The sequence below is a fragment of the Pedobacter jaeyakensis genome (assembly GCF_054461315.1).
The window spans coordinates 704,430-717,262 of the sequence record NZ_CM136921.1; the positions used below are offsets into that span (position 1 = coordinate 704,430).

General features: G+C 40.6%; 14 protein-coding genes. 7 read left to right on the top strand and 7 right to left on the bottom strand.

Annotated elements, in window-relative coordinates:
* Positions 1-84: 84 nt before the first annotated feature.
* From ACXZ1K_RS03225 to ACXZ1K_RS03235, 3 genes are read left to right on the top strand one after another with little or no spacing between them, the layout of a single operon-like run.
* Positions 85-2,241, top strand: a complete 2,157-nt coding sequence (locus tag ACXZ1K_RS03225) for a transglycosylase domain-containing protein (protein WP_458971943.1) — start codon at positions 85-87, stop codon at positions 2,239-2,241.
* Position 2,242: 1 nt separating this feature from the next.
* Complete coding sequence (gene hpt, locus ACXZ1K_RS03230; protein WP_458971944.1) at positions 2,243-2,788, top strand: hypoxanthine phosphoribosyltransferase; 546 nt, start codon at positions 2,243-2,245, stop codon at positions 2,786-2,788.
* Between the two features lie 59 nt (positions 2,789-2,847).
* A complete protein-coding gene (locus tag ACXZ1K_RS03235) occupies positions 2,848-3,507 on the top strand; it encodes a phosphatidylserine decarboxylase family protein (RefSeq protein ID WP_458971945.1) in 660 nt (219 codons plus the stop codon).
* Here the strand turns inward: ACXZ1K_RS03235 and ACXZ1K_RS03240 are convergent.
* From ACXZ1K_RS03240 to ACXZ1K_RS03260, 5 genes are all read right to left on the bottom strand, one after another.
* On the bottom strand, positions 3,482-4,597 hold the full coding sequence (locus tag ACXZ1K_RS03240; RefSeq protein WP_458971946.1) for a mechanosensitive ion channel family protein: 1,116 nt from the start codon (positions 4,595-4,597) through the stop codon (positions 3,482-3,484). The two genes, ACXZ1K_RS03235 and ACXZ1K_RS03240, sit on opposite strands and share 26 nt — an antisense overlap.
* A gap of 83 nt (positions 4,598-4,680) precedes the next feature.
* On the bottom strand, positions 4,681-5,028 hold the full coding sequence (rplS, locus tag ACXZ1K_RS03245; protein ID WP_458971947.1) for a 50S ribosomal protein L19: 348 nt from the start codon (positions 5,026-5,028) through the stop codon (positions 4,681-4,683).
* A 164-nt stretch (positions 5,029-5,192) separates the two neighbouring features.
* Positions 5,193-5,870, bottom strand: coding sequence for a tRNA (guanosine(37)-N1)-methyltransferase TrmD (gene trmD / locus ACXZ1K_RS03250; RefSeq protein WP_458971948.1), 678 nt, complete (start codon positions 5,868-5,870; stop codon positions 5,193-5,195).
* Positions 5,871-5,881: 11 nt separating this feature from the next.
* Entirely contained in the window at positions 5,882-6,409 is a 528-nt protein-coding gene (gene rimM, locus ACXZ1K_RS03255) for a ribosome maturation factor RimM (RefSeq protein WP_458971949.1), read from the bottom strand.
* A gap of 88 nt (positions 6,410-6,497) precedes the next feature.
* Positions 6,498-7,064: a 30S ribosomal protein S16 gene (locus ACXZ1K_RS03260; protein ID WP_458971950.1), complete on the bottom strand. Its 567-nt coding sequence runs from the start codon at positions 7,062-7,064 to the stop codon at positions 6,498-6,500.
* A 193-nt stretch (positions 7,065-7,257) separates the two neighbouring features.
* Here ACXZ1K_RS03260 and ACXZ1K_RS03265 point away from each other — a divergent pair, with 193 nt between their 5' ends.
* Positions 7,258-7,776, top strand: coding sequence for a 5' nucleotidase, NT5C type (locus tag ACXZ1K_RS03265; RefSeq protein ID WP_458971951.1), 519 nt, complete (start codon positions 7,258-7,260; stop codon positions 7,774-7,776).
* Here ACXZ1K_RS03265 and pfkA read toward each other — a convergent pair.
* Positions 7,771-8,754: a 6-phosphofructokinase gene (gene pfkA / locus ACXZ1K_RS03270; protein ID WP_458971952.1), complete on the bottom strand. Its 984-nt coding sequence runs from the start codon at positions 8,752-8,754 to the stop codon at positions 7,771-7,773. The genes ACXZ1K_RS03265 and pfkA overlap by 6 nt on opposite strands.
* A gap of 78 nt (positions 8,755-8,832) precedes the next feature.
* Positions 8,833-9,609, bottom strand: a complete 777-nt coding sequence (locus ACXZ1K_RS03275) for a biotin--[acetyl-CoA-carboxylase] ligase (RefSeq protein ID WP_458971953.1) — start codon at positions 9,607-9,609, stop codon at positions 8,833-8,835.
* Positions 9,610-9,650: 41 nt separating this feature from the next.
* On the opposite strand from ACXZ1K_RS03275, the gene rsfS reads away from it, so the two are divergent.
* Genes rsfS through ACXZ1K_RS03290 form a run of 3 tightly spaced genes read left to right on the top strand, consistent with a single transcriptional unit; the run spans position 9,651 to position 12,774 of the window.
* The gene (gene rsfS / locus ACXZ1K_RS03280; RefSeq protein WP_458971954.1) at positions 9,651-10,025 is read left to right on the top strand and encodes a ribosome silencing factor; all 375 of its coding nucleotides are present in this window, start codon (positions 9,651-9,653) and stop codon (positions 10,023-10,025) included.
* Between the two features lie 23 nt (positions 10,026-10,048).
* A complete protein-coding gene (gene ftsH, locus ACXZ1K_RS03285) occupies positions 10,049-12,073 on the top strand; it encodes an ATP-dependent zinc metalloprotease FtsH (RefSeq protein WP_458971955.1) in 2,025 nt (674 codons plus the stop codon).
* 56 nt (positions 12,074-12,129) lie between these two features.
* Positions 12,130-12,774: a LutC/YkgG family protein gene (locus ACXZ1K_RS03290; RefSeq protein ID WP_458971956.1), complete on the top strand. Its 645-nt coding sequence runs from the start codon at positions 12,130-12,132 to the stop codon at positions 12,772-12,774.
* Positions 12,775-12,833: the final 59 nt, after the last annotated feature.

Here is a 12,833-nt window from a genome sequence, read left to right on the forward strand (position 1 = left end):
ATATGCCCCATTTTATTGTAATTTTATCGCGAATAAACTTTTAGTTTGTATTGAACGTTTAGCATTAAACACCTAATTTACAACATGCGGCTTCCAAAAATTAACATCCCTAAAAAGTACTTGAAGATAGGCGCTTGGGTTTTAGGGATCTTTATCCTCCTCTCCATAATAGCAGGCAGCGTAGCCTATAGTAAAAGGGAGGCTTTACTAAGGAAAATGATTGCCAAAGCAATATATAAAGCCGATAAGGATTACGACTTAAGCATCAAGATCGGCGAAGCTGGGTTTAGCGGGCTGAGTACCGTACACATGACTAATATTACACTCGTACCAAAAGAACGCGATACCTTGAGTAATATAGCAGACTTAACCATTGGTGTAAAATTATTTCCTTTACTTTTTGGCGATGTGAAGCTGTCTGAAATGACCTTAAATGACGGAAAGATTAACCTCGTATTTAAGGATTCTTTAAGCAATTTAGACTTCATATTAAAGCGCAAAAAGAAGGACAATACAGCGGACAAGTCAAAGGTAGCGCTGTCTGAAATTGCCAGCAACCTGTTGAACCAGATTCTTTACAAGGTTCCGGACGATATGGAAATCAAGAACCTGATGGTTGCGTTGAATGATAACGATACAGCAAAGCTGTCCTTTTTAACCACTTCTGCAACCATAAAAAATGGTGTCCTTAAGTCCACCATCAAAGTAAACGGTACGGAATCTACCTGGCATGCAGAGGGTGAGGTGAAAGCCGGAAGCAAGCATTTTGATGTCATGGTATTTGCAGACAATAAGAAAGTTGAATTGCCATACCTGAACAATAGGCTTCATGCAAAACTGAGTTTTGACACCATAAGAACGGTTTTAAAAGGTGCCGATTACAGTGGTGATGATTATAAAATAGAGGGTTCCTGGTCCGTTAAAAACTTGCTGATCAACCATGCGAAGATTGCCGCAAATGATATCGTTGTCCCTGAAGCCAGAATTGAGGCAAATCTCCTGGTCGGACCAAATTATGTGGCGATGGATAGTACATCGACTGTGTTTTTGAAAAAAGCAGAAATCCACCCCTATCTAAAGTATACGTTAAGTCCTAATAAAATCTACGAGGTTAAACTCAACGCCCCTGAACAGGATGCTCAGGAAATATTAAACGCATTTCCACAGGGTTTATTTGAATCTTTGGAAGGTCTAAAAGTTAGTGGAAAGGTAAAATATGCACTCAATTTTTACCTGGATAGCTCGCAACCAGATAGTGTTAAATTTGATTCCGGACTAATCCCTTACAACTTTAAGATTGTAAAGTGGGGGAAAACCAATCTTCAGAAAATCAACGGACCGTTTATATATACGCCTTACGAATATGGGAAGCCGATGCGGGACATCATGATTGGCCCATCAAATCCGAACTACACTCCGCTATCGGAAGTTTCCAGCAACTTTAAGAATGCAATCCTGACCTCAGAAGACCCTTCTTTCTTCTCTCATAAAGGCTTTGTACAGGAATCTATCCGTAAATCGTTTGCTGTAAATTTCAAGGAAAAGAAATTTGTACGCGGCGGAAGTACGATCTCCATGCAATTGGTGAAAAACGTGTTTCTAAGCAGAAAAAAAACACTGGCTCGTAAAGCTGAAGAGATCTTGATCGTGTGGCTAATAGAAAATAATAGGCTGGTGAGCAAGAACCGCATGCTGGAAGTATATTTCAACATCATAGAAATGGGCCGGAATGTATACGGGATCGGGGAGGCAACCCGCCACTATTTTGGCAAAACACCAGCGGAACTGAACATTGGGGAGGGCATCTTTTTGGCTAATATTGTACCGAGACCTAAAGCTGCTTTGTATAAGTTTACAGGTAGTGGCGGATTAAAGGACTATATGTACAACTACTTTCAGTACATAGGGAACATCATGGCTAGAAGGGGGCTAACACCTGCAGATACCAGTGGTTATGGGTTTTATAATGTTCGGCTTAGAGAAGGCCTAAGACAATATTTATTGCCGGATTCAGTTGTAGTAGACACCAATGTACTGGACAGCGAAGATTCGCTACCTGCTGTGGAGATGCAGGACCAGTCGAAGAATCTGTTCGACCGTCTTTTCGGTTCTAAAACAGACACCGTTAAGGTTTTGCCAAAAACTGATACCTTGAAAACAAAAAAACAGTTAAGGCAAGAGAAGCGGGAGCAGAAGAAGAAGGAAAAGGAATTAGAGAAACAAAACAAAGAAAACGGCTAGCATGAACACCATTCAGATAGAGGATAAAGAGTTTGAGATATTCCTGGAGAACGACAATATCTGCAAGCGCACGCGCCTGATTGGTATACAACTGAACGTTGATTATGAAAACCGGTGTCCTATTTTTATTGGAGTGCTTAACGGGAGTTTTTTGTTCATGGCTGATCTGCTTAAAGAAATTACAGTCTCTTGTGAAGTAGGGTTTATAAAAGTTTCTTCCTACGAGGGAACAGAAAGTTCCGGCAAAATCAAACAGGCTTTTGGTCTTCCTTCAGACCTCTTTGAACGTGATGTTATCCTGGTGGAAGACATTGTGGATACTGGGTTCACTTTAGATTTTATTATTGAAGAGATCCAAAAACAGAAACCTGCTTCAGTAAAGGTTTGCGCATTACTTCTTAAACCTAAGGCATTAAAAGCGCCAATTGAAGAGCTGGAATATGTCGGGTTTGAAATCGCAAATGAGTTTGTAGTAGGTTATGGTCTGGATTACAATGGCCTCGGCAGAAATTTAAAAGATATTTACAGGGCTAAAACTGTTGATTAAGCTAGCCGCTTTATCCAAATATTTTTCACAATTTTGCAATGTTTATTTAAATCAGAAAAATGACCATACACAAGGAAGGATACACTACGATTGCCGTTTCACTACTTTTTATATTTGTTTTAAATGCATTTATAGACTATAGGTTTGCTGATATTACCTGGTTGCGTTGGTTGGCTTATATTTTCTCTGTAGCGTTGTTCTTAACTGTACTTCAGTTTTTCAGGAACCCTTCTCGCTCATTTACCTCTGGCAACAACCTGGTAATTTGTCCGGCAGACGGAAAAGTTGTAGTTATTGAGGAAACTGAAGAAGGAGAATACTTTAAAGACAAAAGGCTGCAAGTATCAATCTTTATGTCGCCGGTAAATGTACACATCAACAGGAATCCAATCTCTGGAGTAGTCAAGTTCTTTAAATATCACCCTGGTAAATACCTGGCGGCATGGAACCCTAAATCTTCTACCGAAAACGAACGTACAACCGTTGTTGTTGAACATGAAAACGGAACGCCTGTATTGTTCAGACAAATTGCGGGAGCCCTTGCCAGACGTATTGTTTGGTATGTCAAAGAAGGTGATCTTGTAGAGCAAAGCAAAGAGTTCGGCTTTATTAAGTTTGGCTCCAGAGTAGATATATTTCTACCTGTTGGCACTAAGGTAAACCTTAAACTTAACCAGGTGGTAAAGGGCGGTATTACGGTTTTAGCTGAATTGGCTTAATCGCGAAATCCGCACCATTATTCTGGACGATTCCTATAATTTTATAGTTGATTTCTTCCTTGATCTCTGCTGGTGTCGCTGCACTTTCATTAGGAACCAAATAGATCACCTGAATATTTAAAGAGGACTCTCCAAAGGATTCCAATCGGGCTGAACCATCTTGTACTTGCGGATGGGCTTTTAAAAGATTGGTGATATCTGCCACTATAGCCTGTATTTTCTCCTGCTCTGTTAAATAACTCAAACCGATCATGAAAATGATCCGTTGAAAATTCCGCCTTGTTACGTTTTCCAACACGCCGTCAATCATCGCACGGTTGGGGATGATAATGGTCGTTTTATCGGGACTAATAATCCTCGTACTTCTAAAACCCACCTTATCAATAGTACCCTCAATACCATCTACCTTAACCACGTCCCCTACGGTGAACGGCTTGTCCAGAAAGATGGTAAATGATCCAATCAGGTTTTCAAGGCTCTCTTTTGCGGCCAAGGCCACAGCAATACCACCAATTCCTAGTCCGGTGATGAGGGTAAGGACATTGATTTCAAAAACATAACCTAACAGCACAAAAAACCCAATGAAACAAACAATAGTTTTAGTAAGCTCTTTCAGGAAAGGGACAAGCTGATCGTCTGCCTTGTTTTCAGTAATGCTGGCTTTATATTTTAAGACATGTGCTACAAAATCAATAATGCGAAGGATGATCCAGAATACGGAGAGAATAATGAGAAACAGAAAAATCTTATCGATAACCTGGCCCAGATAAATCTCTACCGGCAACTTTGTTTTATTGATCTGACCGGCATTACTAAATAACCTGACATCAAGAGGATGCTTAAGTTGGTTAACCGCAGCATAATAAGTGAACACCTGTATAAAGAACTCTATAGGCTTAAGCAAAAGGGATACGAACTTACCATCTTCTATATCAGCCGCGAAGTTCCTGAACAAACGGTAAAGCAATGAGCTAAGTACCCTGGAAATAATCCGCTTGAAAAGCAATCCGAGCACAATGATTGCCGTAAAGAAACAATAATCTTTTATGGTGTTACCCCAAAATATTTGTTCAAAGAATTCGCTGTTCATAATAGCGTCAAAGCTAAAAGTCCTACCAACAAAAAAACCTCCCCGATTGATTCGGGAAGGCTAGTATATGATTTACCAAAAGATTAAACTCTTTTAGATTTGATACGTGCTGCTTTACCCGTAAGCTCACGCAGATAGAATAATTTAGATCTGCGAACTTTACCATGGCTATGTACTTCTACCTTCGCGATGTTTGGAGAGTTGATTGGGAAAATACGTTCCACACCAACACCATTAGAAATCTTACGAACGGTAAACGTTTCATTAGCACCAACGCTATTGCGTTGCAATACTACACCTTGGTAAATTTGGATACGCTCTTTATTACCTTCGCGAATCTTATAGTGAACACTCACTGTATCTCCTGATTTGAATGCAGGAAACTCATTTTTTGCGATTACCTGCTCTTCAACAAATTTTACTAAATCCATGATTTTAAGCTATTAAGCCGACTTTTTGTTGTTTAAAATCGGACTGCAATATTAGGAATTTTATTTTATAAATAAAAGTCTATTTTAATTTTTTCCACAATCTTTACTATTTCCACATGTTTACTGCCTTTAACAAGCGAAACTGCTGATTTATTGGCAAGTATTTAATCCTCCAGCAAATCTGGTCTACGGATCTGTGTACGTAACAATGCCTGCTCGTGCCTCCACTCGTTTATTTTCGCCTCATGACCGCTAAGTAACACTTCTGGTACTTTACTGCCATTCCAGTCCGCCGGCCTCGTGTAAACCGGCGCGTCCAGCAGCTCTCCCTGGAAGCTATCTGACAGCGCTGACGTCTCGTCGTTTAAAACTCCTGGTATGAGCCTTATGATCGCGTCTACCATTACAGCAGCAGGTAGTTCCCCGCCCGACAAGACATAATCGCCTATAGAAATTTCCCTGGTTACAAATAAATCCCTGATGCGCTGGTCTATTCCCTTGTAATGTCCGCAAAGCACCATAACGTTTTTAAATCCAGACAACTCATTTGCTATGGTCTGATTGAAAGTAACACCATCAGGGCTCATAAAAATAACCTCATCGTATTCGCGCTGCGATTTCAACAATTCGATGCATTTGGCAAATGGCTCGATAGACATCACCATTCCACTACCACCGCCATAGGGATAGTCGTCCACGCTCTTCTGTTTATTACTGGCATAATCTCTAAGGTTATGCACAACAATCTCTGCAATCCCCTTTTTTTGCGCGCGCTGTAGAATAGAATGTGCAAAAGGGCTTTCAAGAAGCGCAGGCAAAACGGTGATGATATCAAAACGCATAAATAAAGATATTAAGGATTTAGATAAATATCCAGCAGACCGTCCGGAAGATCAACCAGCATGGTTTCCTCATCTTCATCGATATCTATAATCATATCCTCATTTAGCGGAAACATGATCTCTTTATTTTTGTAAAGCACGGTTGCTACAAACTGCTGCGGGTATTCATTGATCTCAATCACCTCTCCAAGTTCGCCATGTGTCTCATCTGAAACGATGAATCCCTTCAGGTCGTTGTAATGAAAATCATCCTCAGACCTGTCGGGCATTTTATCAGCTGGTAAATAAATTTTCTTTTTAACGAGCACCTGGGCTTTGTCGATATGATCGATATCATCAAAGTAAAAATTCCCCGTATTGTTACTGTGTAGCTTGTAGGAAGAAATAAAGAATGGTACCATCTTACCGCTAATTTCTGCAAAAACCACGTCAAGATCCAGTAATTCTGGCTCGTCGTACTCAAAGTACAACTGCAGCTCTCCCTTTAAGCCCTTAGTTTTGGTAACGTAACCGATGTAAAATGCTTCTTCCTGTGTCAAAGTTGATTTGATTAAACGGCCTTAAAAAAAATAGCGAAGATTTGTTCTGATGAAAAAACCTTCGCTATAATTAAGAATAATAAAAATACTATGCTTTTTCTTCTTCTGAAGCTTCTGCTGCAGGAGTTTCTTCTACTGTTTCTTCAGCTACAGGAGCTTCTTCAACTTCAGGAGTTTCCTCTACAACTTCTTCAACTGGTGCATTTTTGATTGCTAGAGCAGCAGCACGGTCGGCATTTTTCTTAGCTTCAGCAGCTAATGCAGCTTTCTTAACTTCCTCTTTAGATTTAGTTAAATTGTCTTTTTTGCCTTCAATTTTGTTGTCTTTAGCACCTAACCACTCTGCAAACTTGGCGTCTGCCTGCTCAGCTGTTAATGCTCCTTTTTTAACACCACCTTCTAAGTGTTTCTTGTACAAGATACCTTTGTAAGAAAGAATAGCGCGACAAGTATCCGTAGGCTCAGCACCTTTGTTTACCCAGTCTAAAGTTTTATCAAAGTTAAGCTCGATAGTAGCTGGATTGGTATTTGGGTTATAAGAACCTAAACGCTCAATAAATTTACCATCTCTTGGTGAACGGGAATCCGCTACCACCACGTGGAAAAAAGGTTTTCCCTTTTTACCGAATCTTTGCAATCTGATTTTAGTTGCCATTGTTTTTTTATTTATGTATTCAACATAGTTCCCGGAGCTTCGTGCTTGCGGGGATGCAAAAGTAAGTAAATTCCTAATGATTAGCAAGATGCAATAATTTTAAATTCAATTAACACAACTCGTATCTTAAAACAAGATATTTGGCCACAGTAAACCCGGCAAAAACAAATGTGTTTGCCACAATTATTTTTAGATGAGAATTGCAATCGACATGGATGAGGTACTGGCCGATCCGATACATAAGTTTATTCAACTGTATAACCGCGACTACGGAATCCCCTTAAACCTGACAATGGAGCCTGGAAAGGAATTCTACCACCATGTGCCTGAAAACATCAACAACAAGTGGTTTGAGTACATCAATGAAAAAGGTTTTTTTAGAGATCTCCCGGTGATAGACGGAAGTATCGAGGCCGTTAAAAAGCTTCAGGAAAAACATGAAGTGTACATCGTATCTGCAGCCATGGAATTTAGAAACTCATTGGAAGATAAGCTAGATTGGCTCGGAGAACATTTCCCGTTCATCAGCTGGAGAAACATCATGTTCTGCGGCGATAAGATCGTAAATGTTGATGTGATTATTGACGACAGGGCCAAAAACTTTGTTGGTTTTAACGGCCGCAAACTTCTATTTACCTCACCCCATAACTTACTCCTAACAGATTATGAAAGGGTAAATACTTGGAGTGAGGTCTTGGAAAAACTATTATAAAGAAAGTATTTCTACCAGTTTTAACCAGGCCGGGCTAATCTCTTTTGCGTCGATGTGCTTGATCGCATGATCGAAAGGCGTGAAGATGATCTCCCTATTTTTAAGTCCGACCATTTCTCCGGACTGGCCGTTAAGCAATCCTTCAACTGCTGCAACGCCTAAACGACTAGCCAATACCCTATCCATACAACTTGGCTTGCCACCCCGCTGAATATGGCCAAGAACGGAAACCCTAATGTCATACGCAGGAAATCTCTTTTTTAGTACCTCACCAACATTAAACGCACCACCGATGTCATCTCCTTCAGCAACAATGATAATTTTAGAGGCTTTATCTTTACGTCCATTCTCCAACCGGGTAACCAATCCTTCAACACCCATATTTGCCTCAGGAATCATGATCGCCTCTGCCCCTACTCCTATTCCACTTCTTAAAGCGATAAGTCCAGAATCACGGCCCATTACTTCCACTATGAAAAGTCTGTCATGTGATTCCGCGGTATCCCTAATTTTATCAACAGCGTTAATTACGGTGTTGATTGCCGTATCATAACCGATGGTGAAATCGGTTCCTTCTAGATCATTGTCAATGGTTCCCGGCAAGCCAACTACAGGAAAACCGAATTCTTCGGAAAACAGATTGGCACCTGTAAATGTCCCATCGCCACCAATCACCACAAGAGCATCAATACCTTTTGATTTCAATTGCTCGTGTGCCTGAACGCGACCTTCTTTTGTCCTGAATGCATCACTTCTTGCGGTTTTCAGAATCGTTCCGCCTCTCTGGATGATATTCGCAACGGATTTTCGCTCCATTTCAATAAAATCACCGTTAATCAGGCCTTCGTAACCACGTAAAACTCCGGTAACTTGTAAATCGTAATAAATCGCTGCCCTTACAACAGCCCTTATTGCAGCATTCATTCCCGGAGCATCACCTCCTGACGTTAATACTGCTATATGTTTTAATTTGCTCATTATTTTTTCTGCTCTGCCTTCTTTTGATCGTCATTAATAACCCGACTTAAGATGCGGGGGTGAAATTACTGATAATTTTCAATTGTTATTGAAAAATTCTATCTCTTTGAAGCTAAACCTCAACTCGCCATCCTCGGAGATCAATACCAATTGTCCTCCATTAGTTACATTGGTGATCATGCCTTCGAACAATTGCTCATTGTGTTTATATAGAGAAGGTTGAGCGAACCGATATAATTTTCTTAAGTATTCTTTATGCTGTTCAGCAATCCCGCCAGACCGCAGCCGCAAATATTGAACTTCAATAGCATGGCAGATTCTTTGAAGCAAAGTGATCCGATCAACATCCTGTTGTAAAATTTCGCTTAGGGATGACGCCCGTACTAAGCCATTGTTACTGAAGTTCTGCTGGTTTACATTTATTCCAATGCCAATAATGCTTGATTTTATGGCATTGCCGATGAGTGTATTTTCGATCAGCACCCCTCCAATTTTTTGATCAAATACATAAATGTCATTAGGCCACTTGATACTTAAACCCTGATCCACAAACTGCTGTAGCGCATTCCATATGCCTATGCTAACCGCTTTATTGAGCAGAAATTGGTCGTTTGCATTTAAAGAAGCAGGCTTAAGGTAAATGCTAAAGGTCAGGTTTTTTCCGGGTTCGGAAAGCCAGGTATTTCCTTGCTGCCCTCTCCCTGCAAACTGATCATCTGCCATAATAACAGTCCCTTCGGCTAATGGCTCGGATTTTGACAACAATACTTTTAAGTAGTTATTCGTTGAATCTACTGCTTGCAGGTATATGAAACTTTGGCCGATAAATAATGTGGAAAAAGTGGTATTTTGCAAGTGTTGATTGTATATTTGTTTATCAAAATTAAAACATTTTAATGGTAAAAAAGAAAATAGGAAACCTTTCTACATACCTCTCAGAAATAGCCGTTCTAGGCATACAAGAAAAAAAAGGCAACGATATTGTTCGCCTGGATCTCAGGGAACTGAACAGTTCCGTTTCTGATTATTTCATCATCTGCAGTGCAAATTCTTCTACCCAGGTTAAAGCAATAGCCGATAGTGTTGAAGAAGAAATTTATAAGAATACTCAAACAGACCCTTGGCGCAAAGAAGGACAGGAATCCGGAGAGTGGATCATCCTCGATTATTTTGACATTGTTGTGCATATATTTAAGACTGAAAAACGCGAGTTTTACGGAATTGAAGATCTATGGGGCGATGCCCAGACCACTTCTTACAAAAGCGCTTAATCGTTCACATTTTTTAATTAATAATGGAAGAGAATCAAAATACAAAGCCCAAGCTAATAAAGAAATTACCCAACATACCTAAGAAACCCCAAAAAGGCCCAAAATTCAATATCTTTTGGGTTTATGCTGCAATTATTGTCGGCATAATCCTTTTGCAATTCTTGTTCACAACAGATAACAGCAAATCTATTCCCTACCGAACATTTGAAACACAGATGCTTGCTCCGGGCGATGTAGAAAAACTGGTTGCCTATAAGCATGAGGATTTAGTCAAGGTTGAGGTTTACATAAAAAAAGACCGCTTAAGCAATCCCAAATACAAACAGTACGAAACAAAAAGTAATTTCGGCACCAACGCCGGGCCTACTGTGTTTTTTACAGCCGGATCCATGGATGCGCTGGACGCACAATTAAGAGAGTCACAGAAAAACATTCCTCCTAATCAGCAGATTTTGGCAGAAAAAGACACCAGACAGAGCTCATTCAACTCCTGGTTCTTTACAGTGATCATACCATTGTTACTGTTCATCGGTTTCTGGATTTTCATCATGCGCCGCATGGGTGGTGGCGCTGGCGGAGGCGGCGGACAAATTTTTAACATTGGAAAGTCGAAGGCTACGTTGTTTGATAAAGAAAGTCAGGTTAGCGTTACCTTTAATGATGTTGCAGGATTAGAAGAGGCAAAACAAGAAGTAATGGAAATTGTCGACTTCCTAAAGAATCCTAAAAAATATACAGACCTGGGCGGTAAAATTCCCAAAGGCGCGCTATTAGTGGGTTCACCTGGTACTGGTAAAACCTTATTGGCTAAAGCCGTTGCCGGAGAAGCACAAGTTCCTTTCTTTTCTTTATCAGGATCTGATTTTGTAGAAATGTTTGTAGGCGTTGGAGCTTCGCGTGTCCGCGACCTGTTTAAGCAAGCTAAAGATAAATCGCCATGTATCATTTTCATTGACGAGATTGATGCAATCGGTCGCGCCAGGGGAAAAAATAGCATGATGGGAGGAAACGATGAGCGGGAGAACACCCTTAACCAGCTTTTGGTTGAAATGGATGGATTTGGAACCAATACCCACGTTATCATCCTGGCTGCAACTAACCGAGCTGATGTTTTGGATAAAGCTTTACTCAGAGCAGGACGCTTTGACAGACAGATTTATGTGGACCTACCGGATGTTATTGAGCGTAAGCAAATTTTTGAAGTGCACATCAAGCCACTTAAAAAGGATGGTAACCTGGACACAGAATTCTTGGCAAAACAAACACCTGGATTTTCGGGTGCAGATATCGCCAATGTTTGTAATGAAGCAGCCCTGATTGCTGCCAGAAAAAATAAACCAGCCGTTGATAAGCAAGACTTTTTAGATGCCGTAGACAGAATTGTTGGCGGTATGGAAAAGAAAAATAAAATTGTAACTCCTAAAGAAAAACGTGCAATCGCCGTTCACGAAGCGGGTCACGCTACAGTGAGCTGGCTATTGGAGCACGCTGCTCCCCTGATTAAAGTAACCATCGTACCAAGGGGGCAAAGCCTGGGTGCCGCATGGTATCTGCCAGAGGAGCGACTAATTGTTCGCCCACATCAAATGCTGGATGAAATGTGTGCCACAATGGGTGGAAGGGCTGCAGAAAAGGTCATGTTCGATATGATCTCTACTGGTGCATTAAGTGATTTGGAAAAGGTGACCAAACAAGCGCGTGCCATGGTAACCATCTACGGATTGAACGAGAAGCTGGGTAACGTTACTTATTATGATTCTTCCGGTCAGGCAGAATACAATTTCTCGAAACCTTATTCTGAGGATACTGCAATCACGATCGATAAGGAAATATCCAACTTAATTGAGAGTCAGTACCAGAGGGCTATTAACTTGTTAAGCGAGAATAAAGACAAGCTAATCAAGCTTGCGGACATCCTGATAGAGAAAGAGGTCTTGTTTAAAGATGATCTGGAAGAGATTTTTGGCAAGCGATTATTTGAAACTCCTATATCCGGAACCGAGCTTCCGGGAGCAAGTACAGGACAAATCACCCCTGTAGAAGCATAACATAAACATTTATTTCTGCCGCCAGTAAACGACAATTGGCGGCAGAATTATTGACCATGCAAGAAAACATCTCCCCTAAAGAGCAAATGCTAAAAAAGATAAGAAAGGCACTCCTTGAAAAAAGAGACAGCCCTTATCCTAATTTGGAAGATACCCCGCTTTACACTGAAAACACGGAGTATCCGGAGATCCTCTTCGCAGAACAACTCACAGCAGTATCCGGCAATTTCATATACTGCGAAAATGGCATTGAATTTATAGAAAACATCCTGCAGCTGGCCGATAAATTCAACTGGAGGAAGATTTATTGCTGGGAGCCTGAACTACAGGAACTCCTGTCAACCTACGAATTCCCATTTTATAAAACAGATAAAGACTTTCATCTGGCAGAGGTAGGCATCACCATGTGCGAAGCATTAATTGCAAGAAATGGTTCTGTAATGGTTTCCAATCAAAATGCGGCAGGTAGACGGCTAAGCATTTTTCCACATCATCACATTGTGATTGCCAGAACTGGTCAGTTGGTAATGGATTTAAAGGATGCATTTGCATTGATCAAAAATAAATACGGAGCACAAATCCCATCAATGATCAGCACAATTACTGGCCCAAGCCGGACTGCCGACATCGAAAAAACACTGGTCCTCGGTGCTCACGGTCCAAAGGAGTTGTTCGTTTTCTTGGTTGAAGATTTCTCATAAATTTCCATATCTAATTTTATTATCTTAATTTTATACCATATACCAAAAGGGTCTGCGGT

Coding starts and splice junctions, on each gene's coding strand:
- ACXZ1K_RS03225 (WP_458971943.1), top strand. CDS start 85: ATGCGGCTTCCAAAAATTAACATCCCTAAAAAGTACTTGAAGATAGGC.
- hpt (WP_458971944.1), top strand. CDS start 2,243: ATGAACACCATTCAGATAGAGGATAAAGAGTTTGAGATATTCCTGGAG.
- ACXZ1K_RS03235 (WP_458971945.1), top strand. CDS start 2,848: ATGACCATACACAAGGAAGGATACACTACGATTGCCGTTTCACTACTT.
- ACXZ1K_RS03240 (WP_458971946.1), bottom strand. CDS start 4,597: ATGAACAGCGAATTCTTTGAACAAATATTTTGGGGTAACACCATAAAA.
- rplS (WP_458971947.1), bottom strand. CDS start 5,028: ATGGATTTAGTAAAATTTGTTGAAGAGCAGGTAATCGCAAAAAATGAG.
- trmD (WP_458971948.1), bottom strand. CDS start 5,870: ATGCGTTTTGATATCATCACCGTTTTGCCTGCGCTTCTTGAAAGCCCT.
- ACXZ1K_RS03260 (WP_458971950.1), bottom strand. CDS start 7,064: ATGGCAACTAAAATCAGATTGCAAAGATTCGGTAAAAAGGGAAAACCT.
- ACXZ1K_RS03265 (WP_458971951.1), top strand. CDS start 7,258: ATGAGAATTGCAATCGACATGGATGAGGTACTGGCCGATCCGATACAT.
- pfkA (WP_458971952.1), bottom strand. CDS start 8,754: ATGAGCAAATTAAAACATATAGCAGTATTAACGTCAGGAGGTGATGCT.
- rsfS (WP_458971954.1), top strand. CDS start 9,651: ATGGTAAAAAAGAAAATAGGAAACCTTTCTACATACCTCTCAGAAATA.
- ftsH (WP_458971955.1), top strand. CDS start 10,049: ATGGAAGAGAATCAAAATACAAAGCCCAAGCTAATAAAGAAATTACCC.
- ACXZ1K_RS03290 (WP_458971956.1), top strand. CDS start 12,130: ATGCAAGAAAACATCTCCCCTAAAGAGCAAATGCTAAAAAAGATAAGA.